Here is a 17,854-nt window from a genome sequence, read left to right as displayed (position 1 = left end):
AAGGTGGCGGATTTCGGCGCAGAATCATCTAGTGAAGGCAATTGAAAATACAGATAACATAACTGGATATCTGGCGGCGTCGGATTAATTAATATCAAGATGGGCCGGAGGATGAAATTTTGATGCCGCACATTGGTCGCTGCGCCAATCCTATCGACGATTTTTGTGCATCGTTTTTTGAAGAGCGTGTATTTGCAATTGCCATTCAGCAGTACTGCACTTTCGAAGGAAAATCGGCAGTTAGTGGAAGATGCTGTGAAGAAGGCAAAAAATGGCCCCGATGGGAGAATTCACGCAATCGTAATCGCCGGTGCATATATTGGCGAACGTGATCTGGATGTCTTGCAGGACCGCCGTGGGGAGGTAGTGAAGACGTACCTGACGAAACTTGGAATTCCGAGTGCAAACATTTATGTCGAACCTGCAACCATGACTGACAGTTATCTGGTGAAGCGCCCTGATGGCGAAGTTGCTGTTCGGCAAATCGAGATCGAATTAAGCCCGATTTGCAGAGGTAGCTGCGAATGGAAGTGCGCCGATTTTACGTTTTGGCCGTCTGACACGCCTGGCAACCATTAATCATACCCACAAGATCCAGCGTCGGGAGAGCCCCGCAAAGCTAGGCCACACATGCAAGCGTCTGGCTTCAGGACACACGGGACGCCGTTCAATGCTGGGCCCGACTCCGATCACTATGATCGCGTGCCCCAAAAAGAAATTCTGAAATACACCGTGACGAGTGGTGCGTCCGCGTGGACTGGTCAAACGCCGTCGCTCAGAAGGCAATCTTTTCAAAAATGGAAATTATGACCACAATCATTAAGGCAACGGCGGCCGGAATAATTATATCGCTATCTATTTCCGTGTTTGCGGATACTCTATGTGAAAAAAATGCAAAGACACGAAACGATTTTCTTGCCTGCACCAACGCCGACACGGAAAAAATTCTCGCTGACGCGGAGAAGCTGTATCGAGGCATCAGGAAAAACACATCGAAAGATAAGCAAATCGCCCTGGACGAAAGCTTTGAAATATGGAATAAGAAAATCTCATCGGACTGTTCATTAATTGCCTATTCGTTTAACGAATGGAGTGATCGCTATGCTCCTGATACTGGTTTCCATGTTGCAGAATGCCGTTTGAATATTGCGTCGCAGGAACTAAAATTTTACAAGTGGCTGGCTTGTCCTGAAGATATGGAAAGATCGAAGATTCCAAAGTGTGCAGCGATCAACAAACTACTTCGAAAAAATCAATAGAGAGGATGGCGAGAGCGACGCAATGTATTTGAGCGCGACCTATCCGATCAAAACGGGTTGAACGCCCCGTTCCGGCGGGGCTCAGAAAAAACGGGTCACGCAAACCGGCACCACCATTCCGGTGGGCATGACTCGGTATCCAGGTTCCGTTAGCGCCTTTTAGGCTTGAGGCTCGCCGACCACTTCATCGCCGGAAGCTCGACGATCCGATAGAACACATAGGCCGCCGGCACGGCGACCAGCATATAGCCGAACGACGGCCAGATCGACATCTGCAGCGACGAGCGGAACAGCCACGACGACAGCAGTACGAAAATCGGCAGATGGATCAAATACAGCGAGAAGCTGAAGTCACCGCAGCGCGACAGCAAGCGCGCCATCGCATGCGAGCCGGCGCGAACCAGCGCGCGCAGACCGCTCGCTTCACGCAGCGAGGCACGACGCGCATCGAGCGCCTTGTACAAACAGCAAGCGAAGCCAAGTGCCCAGACCTGGAACGCGCCGTACTGGCCGAAACGAAACGCGAAGCAGCCGGCCGCGATCAATGCCGCCGCGAGCACATAAAGCGACGCGGGCGCACGCGCATCCCGCGCGCTGCACGCTTTCGTGTCGGCGATCCACGCGCCGAGCATCCACGAGAACCAATACGACGTGAAGAACTGCAGATCGTGGCGTTCCAGAACGTATGCGGATGCGACGTTGATCGCGGCGACGAGCGCCAGCGCGGCATTCATGCCAATGCGTCGCCGCAGCGCAAATAGCAGCGGGTAGATCGCATAGAACTGCACTTCGAGCGACAGCGTCCACAACGCGCCGTTCGAGCCATACGTTTTGCCCGCCACACCCTGCAGCGACAAGAGGTTGACCAGAAACGGCTGCCAGCCGATGTCGCGAATCTTATGACTGACGGGCGGCAATTGCAGGCTCAACGAATCGAGCGCGAACGTCAGCACGAGCGCCGCGAGCAGCACCGGATAGATGCGCGCGAAGCGCCGCAGCCAGAAGTTGCCCGCATCGAGCCGATAGGCGGGATTGTCTGCGAGCCGCAGCGCGCCGCCGCGATGAATGCAGTAGCCGCTGATCACGAAGAAAAGCGGCACACCGGCCGAGCCCCACGCGATCGGAAACGTCAGATACGCGGCGACGGCGCTCAGGCTCAACGAATGTCCGACGCTCTGATGAAACGCCTGCATGCCGACCCACACGATCTGGCGGCAATGAAAATAGGCCACCAGCAGCGCGGCGAAGCCGCGCATCGCGTCGATCACGTCCTCCTTGCCCGCGCTGTCGATACGCGCATCGCTGCGCGTATGCGGCGCGGCAGGCGTTTTCTCAGGGCGCGACAGCGGAGAAAGAGGCAGGGATGAGCCAGCGGCATCCAGTGCGGGGTCGCTCATAGGCGGTCCTTATCTGAATCGGAAATGAGAAAAGATGGAGGCGGAATATGCATCTGGCTGGGCCATCTGGCCGGGCGCCTCGCGCACCCGCGACGCACCCATGCTAGAGCACCGCGGCCGCAAAAAATGAATAAAAATTTGCATTTCAGATCGATTTAAATATTAATTGTGTGACGAATTGTAATTATGCATTGGCGAATGCAACGTCGAATTATTTGTCGCTTTTGTCGTGCTAATTTGAAGCACGGATTCTCTGACCTGAGGTGAAGTCATGAACCTGCATTTACTCGCGGGCGCGGCCGTATTGCTGATCCTGGTCGCCGCCTCTGCCTACCGCGATGCCCTGCGCAACGAGCCGATCCGGCGCCATCGCATGAACCCTGGCAAGCTGCCGCCGGTCGACGAACAGGAATGACGCGATGCCGGAACCGGTTTTCAGGGCGCCGGAAAGGGCGCTCTGGCGGCCGCCCGAAAGGTAAGAGTTTCGGATTCGCTGATCATTGTCTTATGCGAGACATGTAATAATGTCCCCAATTTTCCCTGATACGGTCGAGCTATTAACTGGCCGAATTATTTGAATTAAATTCGAGAAAACGCTTGCGTGAACCTCACAGCTTTTTCTGCTAGTCTCGCGCCGGCATCGATCGGCCGCCAGGTCCGCGAACACACCAATTTCTAACCGATGTGGGAATGCCTACCATGCTGAAAGTCACCAAAGCCGTGTTTCCCGTAGCGGGCCTCGGGACACGATTCCTGCCGGCTACCAAAGCAAGTCCGAAGGAAATGCTGCCGATCGTCGACAAGCCGCTGATCCAGTACGCGGTTGAAGAAGCGATCGCCGCCGGCATCACCGAGATGATCTTCGTGACGGGCCGCAGCAAGCGCGCGATCGAAGATCACTTCGACAAGTCCTACGAGATCGAATCCGAGCTCGAAGCGCGTAACAAGCAGAAGTTGCTCGATCTCGTGCGCAGCATCAAACCGGCCAATGTCGATTGCTTTTACGTGCGCCAGGCCGAAGCGCTCGGTCTCGGCCATGCGGTGCTGTGCGCGGAAAAACTGGTGGGCGACAGCCCGTTCGCGGTGATTCTCGCCGACGACCTGCTGCATAGCACGAAGCCGGTGATGAGCCAGCTCGTCGATACGTTCAACCACTATCACAGCTCGGTGATCGGCGTCGAAACGATCGCGCGCGAGGACAGCCGCTCGTACGGCGTCGTCGACGGCCGGGAGTGGGAGGACAACGTGATCAAGTTGTCGGGCATCGTCGAGAAGCCGGCGCCCGACAAGGCGCCGTCGAACCTCGGCGTGGTGGGCCGCTATGTGCTGATGCCGACGATCTTCAAGCATATTCGCGCGCTGAAGCCGGGCGCGGGCGGGGAGTTGCAACTGACTGACGCGGTGCAGTCGCTGCTGACCGAAGAGCAGGTGCTCGCGTACCGCTACTTCGGCACCCGCTTCGATTGCGGCAGCAAGCTCGGTTATCTGAAGGCGACCGTCGAGTTCGCGCTGCGCCATCCCGAGGTGAAGGCGGAATTCGAGGCGTATCTGCAGGCGTATATGCAGAACGAAGCGTCAGAGGCCGAGCCGGCGCGATTGACGGCTCAAGCCGCGTGAAGTGACACGGCCCTGATAGAAGAACGGGCGCCGCTTGTTGCGGCGCCCGTCGTCATTTCAGCCGCTCCCCAGCGGCCTCAAGCCTGCTTCTTCACTTCGAGCCGGAACTTGTGCAGCAGCGGCTCGGTATAACCGCTCGGCTGCTGACGCCCCTCGAACACAAGCGCCTGCGCGGCTTTGAACGCGATCGTGTCGAAGCCCGGTGCCATCGGCTGGTAGAGCGGATCGCCCGCGTTCTGCGCATCGACGACCTTGGCCATGCGCTTGAACGTCTCCTCGACGAACTCGCGTTTGATCACGCCGTGATAAAGCCAGTTGGCGATGTGCTGGCTCGAAATGCGCAGCGTCGCGCGGTCCTCCATCAGGCCGACGTCGTGAATGTCCGGCACCTTCGAGCAGCCGACGCCCTGGTCGATCCAGCGCACCACGTAGCCAAGAATGCCTTGCGCGTTGTTGTCGACTTCGGCGCGGATTTCGTCGTCGCTCCATTGCGCTTTGTCGACGACCGGAATCGTCAGCAGGCCATCGAGGAGTTCGTCACGCACCTTCGCGTAGTCCGACCGTTCGAGCTCCTGCTGGACCGCCTGCACGTCGACCTGGTGGTAGTGCAGCGCGTGCAGCGTCGCGGCGGTCGGCGAAGGCACCCACGCGGTATTCGCGCCGGCCTTCGGATGCGCGATCTTCTGCTCGAGCATCGCGTGCATGAGGTCGGGCATCGCCCACATGCCCTTGCCGATCTGCGAGCGGCCGCGCAAGCCCGCGCTCAAGCCCACCAGCACGTTGCTGCGTTCGTACGACGCGATCCACGCGCTCGACTTCATGTCACCCTTGCGTATCATCGGGCCGGCTTCCATCGCCGAGTGCATCTCGTCGCCGGTGCGATCGAGGAAGCCCGTGTTGATGAAGGCGACGCGCGCCGACGCTTCGGCGATACAGGCGAGCAGGTTCACGCTGGTGCGGCGCTCCTCGTCCATGATGCCCATCTTGATCGTGTTGCGCGGCAGCTTCAGCAGGTCTTCGACGCGCGCGAACAGCTCGCTCGCAAATGCGACTTCGGCCGGACCGTGCATCTTCGGCTTCACGATATAGATCGAGCCGGTGCGCGAGTTCAGTTTGTTCTGGCGGTCGCGCAGCGCGCACAGCGTCGTGATCACCGCATCGAGAATGCCTTCCGGAATCTCGTGGCCGTCTTGCGTCAGCACGGCCGGGTTCGTCATCAGATGGCCGACGTTGCGGATGAAGAGCAGCGAGCGGCCATGCAGCTTGAGTTGCGACTTGCCGTCCGCAGCGGTGTACTCGCGGTCGGCGTTGAGCCGGCGCGTGAAGGTCTTGCCGTCCTTCGTGACCTCTTCGGTCAGCTCGCCGTTCATCAGGCCGAGCCAGTTGCGATAGAGCTGCACCTTGTCCTCGGCATCGACGGCTGCGACCGAGTCCTCGCAATCGATGATCGTGCTGACCGCCGCTTCGACGACGACGTCCTTCACATGGGCGGCGTCGGTCTTGCCGACCGGATCGTTGGCATCGATCTGGATCTCGACGTGCAAACCGTGATGCTTGACGAGCACCGCCGACGGCGCGCTCGCGTCACCCTGATAGCCGACGAACTGCGCCGGCGTGGCGAGCGCGCTCGTGCCGTTTTTGAGCGCGACGACCAGTTGGCCGTTCTCGACGCTATAGCGCGACGCATCCGCATGCGAGCCGTTCGCGAGGGGCGCGGCCTGATCGAGGAACTTGCGCGCATACGCGATCACCGCGGCGCCGCGCACCGGGTTGAAGCCTTTCTGCTTTTCCGCGCCATCGCTTTCGGGAATCGCGTCGGTCCCGTACAGCGCGTCGTACAGGCTGCCCCAGCGCGCGTTCGCGGCGTTCAGCGCGTAACGCGGGTTCGACAGCGGCACGACGAGCTGCGGGCCGGCCTGCTCGGCGATTTCGCTGTCCACGTGGTCGGTCGTGGCCTTGACGCTGGCGGGCGCGGGCACGATGTAGCCGATGCCTTCGAGAAACGCCCGGTACGCGCGCAGATCCCGCACGGGGCCGGGATTGGCCCGGTGCCAATTGTCGAGTTCGCTTTGCAGGCGGTCGCGCTCGGCGAGCAACGCACGGTTTTTGGGCGCCAGTTCGTGCACGAGGGCGTCGAATCCCGACCAGAAGGCGGCGCTGTCGATTCCGGTGCCGGGCAGGGCTTCGGTTTCGACGAACTGGTCGAGGTTGGCGGCGACCTGCAATCGGCCGCGCGGGTTCATCTGAGTCATCGACTGCTCCATCTGTTATGGGACCGGTGGGAGGGCACCGGTCCGCGTTGTGTCACTGGGATGCCTGCGCGCTCGGCGCCTCAGACACCGAGCGCGTGAATGCCGGCCTTCGCGATCTGCGCGTCCTGCTCCGACTTGACGCCCGACACGCCGACCGCGCCGACCACCTGGCCGTCGACGATCACCGGCACGCCGCCTTCGAGCGTGCCCTGCAGCGGCGCGCTGAGGAACGCGGTGCGGCCGTTGTTGATCATGTCTTCATAGACCTTGGTTTCGCGCCGGCCGAGTGCAGCGGTACGGGCTTTCTCGGTGGCGATATACGAGGTGGAGGGCGCCGCGCCGTCGAGACGCAGCACCGCGAGCGGATGACCGCCGTCGTCCGCGACCACGATCGCGACGGGCCACTTGTTCTTCTCGGCCTCCGCGCGGGCGGCATCGAGAATGCGGGTCGTCTCGGCGACGGTCAACACGGGTTTGCTCAACATAATGATTTTCCTGTCTCGGTGAGGGGAGGGTGGTTTCCTGGGCTTCTACCAGTAATGGGTGATGCGGCGCCCCGGCACGCGTGTCTCGCGGCTCTGTCGCGAGCCGCACGCCGCGCAAGGGCGCGAGGCTGATCCGAGGATTCTACTTCCAGGCGCTGCCAGGACGAAACCGCGGCGTCCCTCGTCAACTCGATGCGCAACGACGTCTGACCAGGCTATGCTGCGAGCCGACGGCGCTTTGTCCAGACCATTCATCCGGATAACAGAAATCAGACTTTGGAGGTGCGGATGTTCGCAGTACCGTGGATCGCAATTTTCCTTGCCGCCCCGGCGACGTGGTCGTCTGCTTTTCGATGGCTGGCTCTGGGACTGCTCGTTGCGGGCTATGGCGCCGCGCTTGCGAATGGGCAGCTCGATCCCGCGGCGGCGGTCGCGGTCGCCTTGCTGCTCACCGCTGCCTATGCCGTATCACCGCGCCGGAAGCCGTATGTTCAATACATCGGGCACACGCTGTTCATCGCGCTGGCCATTGCACTCAGCATGCATTGGCTACCGGGTTTTCATAATCCCCGCGTCATCGGCCCCGAACGTTTCACTGCGGATGCCGTGCCGTTCACGATGTACCTCAACCTGGATAAGCCCCTGCCAGGCTTCTGGCTGCTGTTGGTCCTGCCGTGGGTCCGGCCGCCGCACGAGTTGCTGACATCGCTGAAAGCGGGTGTTGGCGGCATGCTGATGACGACGGCCGCCTGTTTGTTGATTGCAACGCTGCTGGGACTCGTCGCATGGGAACCGAAGTGGCCTTCGGTCAGTTGGCTGTGGCTGCTGAATAACCTACTGCTCGTCACGGTTACCGAGGAAGCGTTGTTCCGCGGCTATCTGCAGGGCGGCCTCAGCCGTCTTCTCAAACAGTGGCCGAACGCAAACGCGCTCGCCATCTGTGTCGCGGCGGCGCTGTTCGGGCTCGCGCACGCCGCGGGCGGGTGGCAATGGATCATGCTTGGCAGCATTGCGGGAGTCGGATACGGATTGGCTTACCGCTTCGGCGGGCTTCAGGCTGCAGTGCTCGCGCATTTCGGCTTGAACGTGACGCACTTTTTCCTGTTCAGCTACCCAATGCTGCAGTCGACCGGACAGTCGTGAGTTGAGGTAAGCCAGTGCTGGAACCGCACACGCGGAGCGCTTTACAATCGTGTCTTCACCCAAAAGCTGCGTTCCCCTAGGAGACCTCAGGCCATGCCCACCATCAGCGAACTGTTTGTCTACCCGATCAAATCCTGCGCGGGCGTCGCGCTCAGTGAGGCGCGCCTGCTGGCGACGGGCCTCGAATACGACCGGAACTGGATGATTACCGATCCTGAAGGCGCGATGTTCACGCAGCGCGCGTATCCGCGCATGGCGTTGATCAAGGTCGAACTCGGCAAGCAGGATCTGATCGTGCGTGCGCCGGGCATGCGCGAGCTGTGCACGCCGCTCGATGCCGCGCGGCTCGCCGGGGCGCCGAGGGTCGATACGACGGTTTGGAGCGACGCGGCCTACGGTCTCGATACCGGTGAAGAAACCGCCGCGTGGTTCACGGAGTTCCTCGGTCTGCCCGCGCGCTTGCTGCGCTTCGACCCGGAGCGCGCCCGCATCGTCGATCCCAGCTATACGGACAGCACCGGCGGCGCCACGACGTTCTTTGCCGATGCCTTCCCGCTGCTGGTGGCGGGCCAGGCCTCGCTCGACGATTTGAACGCCCGCCTGAACGGCAAGGGCGCGCCGTCGATCATGATCGATCGCTTTCGGCCCAACATCGTGCTCGCCGGTCTCGATGCGTATGAAGAGGACTATGTCGAGACGCTCGCTGTCGACGCGAATGCGGACGCGAGCGAGCGCGTCGAGCTGCGTCTCGTCAAGCTGTGCTCGCGCTGCCCGATACCGACCATCGATCAGGCACGCGGCGCGCCCGATCCTGCCTGGCCTAATGAACCGACCGACACGATGCTCGGCTATCGCGTCAGCGAACGCATGGGCGGCGCGGTCACGTTCGGCAATAACGCGCTGGTCGCGAGTGGGGCGGGAGCGTGGCTGCGGGTCGGGCAGCAGATCGACGCGGAGTTGGGGTTCGGCGACTAAGCATGTCAGGCTGCCCGCGCAACGGCTGGCGCGGGCAGCGTATCACCATCTGGAGCGCCGCGACGTTCGTGTTCCCAGCAAGGCGCTTCGGCACTCTCGCCAACCGCACTGCCCACCAGAATCACCGCCGGACTGCCGAAGCCCGCACCGAGCGCATCGGCAGCGAGCCGATCGAGCCGCGTCAACAGGCGCCGCTCGTCGCTGCCGCCCGCCCATTGCACGACCGCGGCCGGCGTATCGGACGGCAGGTGCGCGAGCAACGACGTGGCAATGCTGTCGATGCGGCGCATTCCCATATAGATCGCGAGCGTCGTGCGCGTCGCGGCGAGCGCGGCCCAGTCCGGCTCGCCGTGATCCTCCGTGTGCGCCGTGACGAAGCTCACGCCGTGGCAATGCCGCCTATGCGTGAGCGACATGCCGAGCCCCGCCGCCGCCGCGAAGCCCGACGAGATGCCGTTGACGATATCGACCGCGAGGCCCGCATCGCGCAGCATCGCCAGTTCCTCGCCTGCGCGGCCGAATAGCAGCGCCTCGCCGCCCTTGACGCGCACCACGTGAAGTCCCTTTAGCGCGTAGCGCCGCATCAGCCGCTCGATGAACGCCTGTGGCGTCGAGCGGCAGCCGCCGCGTTTGCCGACGCGAATCACGCGCGCCTGAGGTGCGAGCGTGACGATTTCGGGATTTGCGAGGTCGTCGAGCAGCACGACGTCGGCGGCGGCGAGTGCCTTGACGGCCTTCAGCGTCAGCAGATCGAGGTCGCCCGGGCCTGCGCTCAACAGCGTGACCTTGCCGGTGGTGGTGGTGTTCATGTGCGTGTCCTTGTGCTATCCGTTTCTCGCGGCTCGAAACGAAAACGGCGTCCGCTCGTGGTGCTCACGGGGGGACGCCGTTGTCCGTTGCATTGCCTGTTGATGCGTGTTGACGCGCCGACTGTTCTCATCGCAACGACGTTGCCGCGATGAAGTCGTGCATGCTCAATGCAAAGACCGCGCCATCGTTCGAATGAAGATGCGCAAGTCATTGCCGCGCCGTGCGATTCGCGCGCAAAACGCGGGATCGAGCGCGTCTGCGCAAGCGCCGGTTTCGCACGCCCGCAGTGCTGCGTCGCACCATCCTTGTGCCTTGCCGCATCAAAACGCGTCGCGCACGGTGGTGGCTCCGAGGCCGCGCGAGAGGCCGCAAAGTCCCACCACCCGGCGCTTTGCAGCGCATTGCTTTCAATTGGCACAGCCTTTGCAATAAGCGTTGCCATCGGACCAACGTCGGTCCGTCGCGCATGCAACACAACGGCACGCGCCACGCAGCACCGAACAGGACAACGGCGTCCCCCGGACTCAGCCCTCGGCTGGGTTCGCGGGACGCCGTTTTTATTTCCGCAATCGCTTTCGCCAGACACCAGAGGACAGTGCGCTCATGAAAATCATCGTTATCGGTCACGGGATGGTCGGCCACAAACTGGTCGAGAGCCTCGCGCAACAGGCTGCGGACGATCTCGACATTACGGTGCTGTGCGAAGAATCGCGACCGGCCTACGATCGCGTGCATCTGTCCGAGTTCTTCGCGGGCAAGACCGCCGACGATCTCTCGCTCGTCGAGCCCGGCTTCTTCGAGCGTCACGGCGTGCAACTGAAGCTGAACGCGCGGGCGGTGACGGTCGATCGCGATGCACGCACGGTGACGGTCTCGAACGGCGAAACGCTCTCGTACGACCGCCTCGTGTTCGCGACCGGCTCCTATCCGTTCGTGCCGCCGGTGCCCGGTCGTGAGCGCGGCGATTGCTTCGTCTACCGAACCATCGACGATCTCGAAGCGATGCGCGAATGCGGCGCGCGCTCGAAAACGGGCACGGTCGTCGGTGGCGGCCTGCTCGGGCTCGAATGCGCGAAGGCGCTGCGCGACATGGGGCTGCAAACGCACGTGGTCGAATTCGCGCCGCGCCTGATGGCGGTGCAGGTCGACGACGGTGGCGGCCGCGTGTTGCGCAGCCGGATCGAGGAGCTTGGCGTCACGGTGCACACGCAGAAGAACACGACGGCGATCGTCGACGGCGATGCAGGCACGCACCGCATGCAGTTCGCCGACGGCAGCCATCTCGACACCGACATGATCGTGTTCTCCGCGGGCATCCGTCCACGCGACGAACTTGCGCGCGCGTGCGGCCTCGAACTCGGCGCACGCGGCGGCATCGTGATCGACGACGCCTGCCGAACCAGCGACCCGCACATCTACGCGATCGGCGAATGCGCGCTGTGGCATGGTCAACTGTTCGGGCTGGTGGCGCCCGGCTACGAGATGGCGCGCGTGGTCGCCAGGCAATTGCTCGGCGACACGGCTGAATTCGCGGGCGCCGACATGAGCACCAAGCTGAAGCTGATGGGCGTCGACGTCGCGAGCATCGGCGACGCGCACGGCAATACGCCCGGCGCCCGGACCTATCAGTTCAGCGACGAACGCAAGCAGATCTACAAGAAGCTCGTCGTCTCCGACTGCGGCAAGTATCTGCTCGGCGGCGTGATGGTCGGCGACGCGAGCGAATACGGCACGCTGCTGCAGATGATGCTGAACCGCATCGAGTTGCCCGAGTCTCCCGAATTCCTGATCCTGCCGCAAGCGGACGGTCAAACCAAGCCGGCGCTCGGCGTCGAGGCGTTGCCCGCGGCCGCGCAGATCTGTTCGTGCAACAACGTGTCGAAGGGCGCGCTGTGCGCAGCGGTCTGCGCGGGCGCGACCGACATCGGCGCGTTGAAGAGCGCGACGAGTGCGGGCACCTCGTGCGGCGGCTGCGTGCCGCTCGTCACGCAGGTGATGAAGGCCGAGATGAAAAAGCAGGGCCTCGCGGTGAACAATCACGTCTGCGAGCATTTCCCGTATTCGCGCCAGGAGCTGTATCACCTCGTGCGCGTCGAGGGGCTGCGCAGTTTCGGCGCGCTGCTCGCGAAGCATGGCCGCGGCCTCGGTTGCGATATCTGCAAGCCCGCGGTTGCGAGCATTCTGGCGTCGTGCTGGAACGAATTCGTGCTGAAGAAGGAGCACGCGTCACTGCAGGACACCAACGACTACTACCTCGCGAACATCCAGCGCGACGGCACCTATTCGGTCGTGCCGCGCATGGCGGGCGGCGAAGTGACGCCCGACGGCCTGATCGCGGTCGCACAGGTCGCGAAGAAATACGGCCTCTATACGAAGATCACCGGCGGTCAGCGCATCGATCTGTTCGGCGCGCGCGTCGAACAATTGCCGTTGATCTGGGAGGAGCTGATCGCGGCCGGCTTCGAGTCGGGCCATGCGTACGGCAAATCGCTGCGCACCGTGAAGTCGTGCGTCGGTTCGACGTGGTGCCGCTATGGCGTCGGCGATTCGGTCGGCCTCGCGGTCGAACTCGAGAATCGCTACAAGGGCCTGCGCACACCGCACAAAATCAAATTCGGCGTGTCGGGCTGCACCCGCGAATGCGCGGAAGCGCAGGGCAAGGACGTTGGCGTGATCGCTACCGAGAAGGGCTGGAACCTGTACGTGTGCGGCAACGGCGGCATGAAGCCGCGTCACGCGGAACTGCTCGCGGCGGACCTCGATAAGGCGACCCTCGTGCGCTATATCGACCGCTTCCTGATGTTCTACGTGCGCACCGCCGACAGGCTGCAACGCACCAGCGTGTGGCGCGACAACCTCGAAGGCGGGCTCGACTATCTGATCGACGTGATCGTCAACGACCGCCTTGGCGTCGCCGCGGAACTCGAAGCGGAGCTGCAGCACGTGGTCGACACGTACGAATGCGAATGGAAGAAGGCCGTGACCGACCCGGAAACACGCAAGCGCTTCCGCCATTTCGTCAACAGCAGCGAGTCCGATAGCAACGTCGCGTTCGTCGAGGAGCGCGGACAGATCCGGCCGGCAACGCCCGACGAGCGAAAGTTGCGGCGCGTCACGATTCCCGTTGTCGCCGAGACGGTTTGATCTCATTCGATTCCCGCTTAACTCAAAGGAGCCCGGTCATGAAGAACGAACACTTGCCCCGCGCCTGGACTGCGGTCTGCGCGCTCGACGACATCGTGCCGAACACCGGCGTCTGCGCGCTTGTCAACGGCGAACAGGTGGCCGTCTTTCACGTGGAGGGCGGCGAAGGGGAGCCGCATTTCGCGCCCGCGGTCTATGCGCTCGAAAACTTCGATCCGGGCTCGCAAGCGGCGGTGCTCTCGCGCGGGCTGGTCGGCAGTCTCGGCGAACGTGTCGTGGTGGCTTCGCCGATCTACAAGCATCACTTCGACCTGCGCACGGGCGAATGCCTCGAAACGCCGTCGTATTCGGTCAGTGCGTTCGCCACGCGCGTCGAAAACGGCCAGGTGTGGGTCGCGGTTTGACGTAACGGCCTCGCTTCATCGATCCGCGCTTCATCGTTCCGCCTCCTAACCAGATCATTCGCGCATGTCTGCAACCAGCGTAAAAAGCGTGTGTCCTTATTGCGGCGTCGGCTGCGGCATCGTGTTGCACGTCGAGGACGGCCAGGTCGTGAAGATCGCCGGCGACAAGGAGCATCCGGCCAATTTCGGCAGGCTTTGCACGAAGGGGCAGTCCGCCCACGTCGCGCTGCGCAGGTCGGGCCGCCTCGAAGGCGCGTTCGTGCGTCATGCGCGCGACGAAGACCCGGTGCCGCTGCCGATGGCGCAAGCGTTGAGCAACACCGCTGCGCGCCTGCGGCATCTGCTCGACGAGCACGGTCCCGACGCGCTGTCGTTTTATGTCTCGGGGCAGATGTCGCTCGAAGCGCAGTACCTGGTCAACAAGCTCGCGAAGGGTTTTATCGGCACGAACAATATCGAAGCGAACTCACGGTTGTGCATGGCGAGCGCGGCGAGCGGCTACAAGCTGTCGCTCGGCGCGGACGGCCCGCCCGGCTCGTACGAAGACTTCGATCACGCGGACCTGTTTTTCGTCAGCGGCGCGAATATGGCCGACTGTCATCCAGTTCTGTTCCTGCGCATGATGGATCGCGTAAAAGCGGGCGCGAAGCTGATCGTCGTCGATCCGCGCCGCAACACGACCGCCGAGAAAGCCGACCTGTTCCTGCAGATCAAGCCCGGCACCGATCTCGCGCTGCTGAACGGCCTGCTGCATCTGCTGCATGAAAACGGCGCCACGGACGCCGCATTCATCGCCGAACACACCGAAGGCTGGGACGCGATGCCCGCGTTCCTCGCGCAGTACACGCCGCAGAACGTCGCGCGCATCACGGGCCTCGCCGCCGACGACATCCGCCGCGCCGCGCAAATGATCGCGTCGGCCAAAGACTGGATGAGTTGCTGGACGATGGGACTGAACCAGAGCACGCACGGCACGTGGCATACGAATGCGCTGTGCAATCTGCATCTGGCGACGGGCCGCATTTGCCGGCGCGGCAGCGGACCGTTCTCGCTGACCGGCCAGCCGAACGCGATGGGCGGCCGGGAAATGGGCTACATGGGCCCCGGGCTGCCGGGGCAGCGTTCGGCGCTGGTCGCCGAAGACCGCGCGTTTGTCGAAGAGCTGTGGGGCATCGCCCCGGGAACGCTGAAAGCAGATGCGGGCAACGGCACGATCGATCTGTTCGGGCGCATGGCCGCGGGCGACATCAAGGCGTGCTGGATCATCTGCACCAATCCGGTTGCGACGGTCCCGAACCGGCAGGCCGCGATCGCCGGTTTGCGGGCAGCCGACCTCGTGATCGCGCAGGACGCGTTTCTCGACACCGAGACGAACCGTTACGCCGACGTCCTGTTGCCCGGTGCGCTGTGGGCGGAAGCCGAAGGCGTGATGGTCAACTCGGAGCGCAATCTGACGCTGATGCAGCAAGCGGTCGAGCCACCCGGCGCGGCCTTGCCCGACTGGCAGATCATCGCCCGCATCGCGTGCGAGATGGGTTATGCCGACGCGTTCAGCTATGCGAGCGCCGACGAAGTGTTCGCCGAACTCACGCGTGCGGCGAATCCGGCGACGGGCTACGACCTGCGCGGCGCGAGCCATCGCCGACTGAAGGACACGCCGTTGCAATGGCCAGTCGCGTCAGCCGATTCGTCCGACCGCAATCCGGTTCGCTACCTCAATGACGGCGTGAGTCAGACGCTTCGAGAAGCTGACGATGGCAGCCGGGCGCGCCTCGCTTTTCCGACCGCCAGCGGCAAGGCGAAATTCTTCGCGCGCGCGTATGCGCCGGCGGCCGAGTTGCCTGATCGCGAATTCCCGATCGTACTGAACACGGGCCGCGTGCAGCATCAATGGCACACCATGACCAAGACCGGCAAGGTCGCGATGCTGAACAAGCTGAACCCCGGACCGTTCGTCGAGGTTCACCCGGACGATGCGGCCAGGCTCGGCATTCGTGCGAAAGACGCGGTCGAGATCCGTTCGCGGCGCGGTCGCGCGATCCTGCCCGCCGTCGTCACCGAGCGCGTGAGCGCGGGCCAGTGCTTCGCGCCGATGCACTGGAACGACGTGTTCGGCGACGACCTGTGCATCAACGCGGTGACCAACGACGCGGTCGATCAGGTTTCGCTGCAGCCCGAACTGAAAGCCTGCGCGGTCGCGCTGAGTCCGGTCAGAACCGATCGGGTCGCAGACACGCCCGATGAACACGACGCGCTCTCTCCCCCTGCCGACGCAGCGGCATTCACGCCCAGCGTCAAGGATCAAGCCATGCCTCGTATCGAAGCCCTCACGAGTTTGCTGCAATTGCCGCCGGAGCCTGTGATCGCCCCCTCGCTCAGCGAGGCTGAGCGCGCGTATCTGGCGGGCTTCGTCAATGGCCTGCGTTCTGCGGAAACTCAAGGCATCGACAGTGTGCCGGTGCTGCCGCACAGCGCGCCGTTCGATGCGGCGAAGCGGCTCTTTGTCGATGGTTTGCTCGCCGGGCTGTATAGCCGCAGCCCGACAGCGCTCCCGCGGCCCGCCACTGCAATGCTGAACGCGGCGCAAGCGGAAGCATCACGCGAATCCGGTGTGCGCATCGTGCGCGCACGGCCCAAGGTCACGCTGTTGTGGGCCTCGCAAACCGGCAACACCGAATCGCTGATGGAGCGGTACGCGACGCGTCTGATGGAATCGGGCTTCGAGATCCGCACCGCGTGCATGGCCGACTTTCCGTTCGCGACGCTCGCCAAAGCGCAATACCTGCTGCTGATGACGAGTACGTTCGGCGACGGCGATGCGCCCGACAATGCGCAGGATTTCTGGACGCAACTGAACGCCGATACGGCGCCGCGCCTGGACGGCGTGCGCTTCGCGGTGCTTGCGCTCGGCGATCGCAACTACGATCAGTTCTGCGGTCACGGTCGCCGTCTCGACGAGCGGCTCGCCGCGCAAGGGGCGCTGCGCCTGACCGAGCGTGTCGATTGCGATAGCGACTATCAACAGAGTGCCGACGCCTGGCTCGAACGCGTGATCGTGTGCATCAAGGAGGCGGACGTCGCGCTGCATGCGGTGCCCCCGGGCGGCATGATCAACGCGGTCGTGGGCGCTGTGCCGACCAAGGCGCGGCCGGCCGCGTCGCGCGTCGTCGGCAATCTGCGCCTGAACCGGCAGGGCACCGCGAAGGATACGCGCTACGTATCGCTGCAAACCGGCGACACGAACCTCGAATACGAAGCGGGCGATGCGCTCGGCGTGTGGCCCAGCAACTGCCCCGAACTCGTCGACGAGCTGCTCACGCTGACTGGTCTGCACGCCGAGGCGCCGGTGCACGTGGCAGGTCTCGGGGAGATGCGGCTCGCCGATGCGCTCGGCAAGCACTACGAAATCGCGAGGCCGAGCGCCGAAGCGCTCGCGTTCGTTGCCGCGCGTAGCAAAAACAGCGTGCTGCGCGATCTCCTTGCGCCCGAACGCAAGGCCGATCTGAAGCAATGGCTGTGGGGACAGCAGCTCGCCGATGTATTGCACGAATTCCCGGTGAGCCTGACGGCCGCCGAACTGACCGGCATGCTCAAGCGCTTGCAGCCGCGTCTGTATTCGATCGCATCGAGCCCCAAGGCACATCCGGGCGAAGTGCATCTGACGGTATCCGCGGTGCGTTACAGCAACGGACGGCGGCATCGCAAGGGCGTGTCGTCGACGTTTCTCGCCGATCGCGCGGCCGACGCCGACGTGCCGGTGTTCGTGCAGAAGTCGGCGCACTTTCGTCCTCCTCATCAATCGGACGCGCCGATGATCATGGTCGGACCAGGCACGGGCATCGCACCGTTTCGCGGCTTTCTGCACGAACGGCAGGCGCGTGGCGAGCGCGGACGTAACTGGCTGTTCTTCGGCGAACAGCACGCCGCGACCGATTTCTACTATCGCGACGAACTCGAAGCAATGCGCGCGAGCGGTCTGCTGACCCGGCTCGACGTCGCGTTCTCACGCGACCAGGCCGACAAGATTTACGTGCAGGACCGCATGCGCGAACACGGTGCGCAATTGTGGGCATGGCTCGAAGACGGTGCGCATTTCTATGTGTGCGGCGACGCGAACCGGATGGCTCGCGACGTCGATGCGGCACTGAAGGATGTGGTCGCGACACACGGCGGCATGAGTGAAGAGAAAGCACACGAGTACGTCAGTCGTCTGACGCGCGAAAAGCGCTATGCACGCGACGTGTATTGAGCCCGCGGCTCATGCGAACCGGAAGCTGCGAGATGAAAGGCGAAATGGCATGACGCTTGCATGTTGATTCCCGGTGAAAAGATTCTGGTCGACATGCCAGTGCAAAAGCTCAGTAACGC

13 protein-coding genes are annotated in these 17,854 nt (G+C 63.0%); 9 read left to right on the top strand and 4 right to left on the bottom strand.

What is annotated here, in order from left to right; all coding sequences use genetic code 11:
- The first annotated feature begins 192 nt into the window (after positions 1 to 192).
- Entirely contained in the window at positions 193 to 579 is a 387-nt protein-coding gene (locus LJ655_RS24200; protein ID WP_230563739.1) for an OmpA family protein, read from the top strand.
- A 173-nt stretch (positions 580 to 752) separates the two neighbouring features.
- The gene (locus LJ655_RS24195; RefSeq protein WP_230563738.1) at positions 753 to 1,259 is read left to right on the top strand and encodes a hypothetical protein; all 507 of its coding nucleotides are present in this window, start codon (positions 753 to 755) and stop codon (positions 1,257 to 1,259) included.
- Between the two features lie 149 nt (positions 1,260 to 1,408).
- Here the strand turns inward: LJ655_RS24195 and LJ655_RS24190 are convergent, their stop codons facing one another.
- Complete coding sequence (locus tag LJ655_RS24190; RefSeq protein WP_230563737.1) at positions 1,409 to 2,656, bottom strand: acyltransferase family protein; 1,248 nt, start codon at positions 2,654 to 2,656, stop codon at positions 1,409 to 1,411.
- A gap of 271 nt (positions 2,657 to 2,927) precedes the next feature.
- Between LJ655_RS24190 and LJ655_RS24185 the strand changes: the two genes are divergently transcribed.
- On the top strand, positions 2,928 to 3,071 hold the full coding sequence (locus LJ655_RS24185; protein WP_230563736.1) for a hypothetical protein: 144 nt from the start codon (positions 2,928 to 2,930) through the stop codon (positions 3,069 to 3,071).
- A gap of 284 nt (positions 3,072 to 3,355) precedes the next feature.
- Complete coding sequence (gene galU, locus LJ655_RS24180) at positions 3,356 to 4,273, top strand: UTP--glucose-1-phosphate uridylyltransferase GalU (RefSeq protein ID WP_230563735.1); 918 nt, start codon at positions 3,356 to 3,358, stop codon at positions 4,271 to 4,273.
- A 77-nt stretch (positions 4,274 to 4,350) separates the two neighbouring features.
- Here the strand turns inward: galU and LJ655_RS24175 are convergent, their stop codons facing one another.
- A complete protein-coding gene (locus LJ655_RS24175; RefSeq protein ID WP_230563734.1) occupies positions 4,351 to 6,525 on the bottom strand; it encodes a malate synthase G in 2,175 nt (724 codons plus the stop codon).
- 80 nt (positions 6,526 to 6,605) lie between these two features.
- Positions 6,606 to 7,010, bottom strand: a complete 405-nt coding sequence (locus LJ655_RS24170; RefSeq protein WP_230563733.1) for a heme-binding protein — start codon at positions 7,008 to 7,010, stop codon at positions 6,606 to 6,608.
- 288 nt (positions 7,011 to 7,298) lie between these two features.
- Between LJ655_RS24170 and LJ655_RS24165 the strand changes: the two genes are divergently transcribed.
- Together LJ655_RS24165 and LJ655_RS24160 are read left to right on the top strand one after the other, a co-directional pair.
- Complete coding sequence (locus tag LJ655_RS24165; protein ID WP_230563732.1) at positions 7,299 to 8,153, top strand: CPBP family intramembrane glutamic endopeptidase; 855 nt, start codon at positions 7,299 to 7,301, stop codon at positions 8,151 to 8,153.
- Between the two features lie 93 nt (positions 8,154 to 8,246).
- On the top strand, positions 8,247 to 9,128 hold the full coding sequence (locus tag LJ655_RS24160; protein WP_230563731.1) for an MOSC domain-containing protein: 882 nt from the start codon (positions 8,247 to 8,249) through the stop codon (positions 9,126 to 9,128).
- 5 nt (positions 9,129 to 9,133) lie between these two features.
- Here the strand turns inward: LJ655_RS24160 and cobA are convergent, their stop codons facing one another.
- Positions 9,134 to 9,937: a uroporphyrinogen-III C-methyltransferase gene (gene cobA, locus LJ655_RS24155; protein WP_230563730.1), complete on the bottom strand. Its 804-nt coding sequence runs from the start codon at positions 9,935 to 9,937 to the stop codon at positions 9,134 to 9,136.
- A gap of 604 nt (positions 9,938 to 10,541) precedes the next feature.
- On the opposite strand from cobA, the gene nirB reads away from it, so the two are divergent.
- From nirB to LJ655_RS24140, 3 genes are all read left to right on the top strand, one after another.
- The gene (nirB, locus tag LJ655_RS24150; RefSeq protein ID WP_230563729.1) at positions 10,542 to 13,082 is read left to right on the top strand and encodes a nitrite reductase large subunit NirB; all 2,541 of its coding nucleotides are present in this window, start codon (positions 10,542 to 10,544) and stop codon (positions 13,080 to 13,082) included.
- A gap of 38 nt (positions 13,083 to 13,120) precedes the next feature.
- Positions 13,121 to 13,486 carry a nitrite reductase small subunit NirD gene (gene nirD / locus LJ655_RS24145; RefSeq protein ID WP_230563728.1) on the top strand — a complete coding sequence of 122 codons (366 nt, stop codon included), beginning with the start codon at positions 13,121 to 13,123 and terminating at the stop codon, positions 13,484 to 13,486.
- A 64-nt stretch (positions 13,487 to 13,550) separates the two neighbouring features.
- Positions 13,551 to 17,735 carry a bifunctional nitrate reductase/sulfite reductase flavoprotein subunit alpha gene (locus LJ655_RS24140; RefSeq protein ID WP_230563727.1) on the top strand — a complete coding sequence of 1,395 codons (4,185 nt, stop codon included), beginning with the start codon at positions 13,551 to 13,553 and terminating at the stop codon, positions 17,733 to 17,735.
- The last annotated feature ends 119 nt before the right edge of the window (positions 17,736 to 17,854 follow it).

The sequence above is a fragment of the Paraburkholderia translucens genome, assembly GCF_020881035.1.
Lineage (GTDB): Bacteria > Pseudomonadota > Gammaproteobacteria > Burkholderiales > Burkholderiaceae > Paraburkholderia > Paraburkholderia translucens.
Note: the sequence above shows the minus strand (reverse complement) of the source record. Positions and strands in the feature narration are given on the sequence as shown.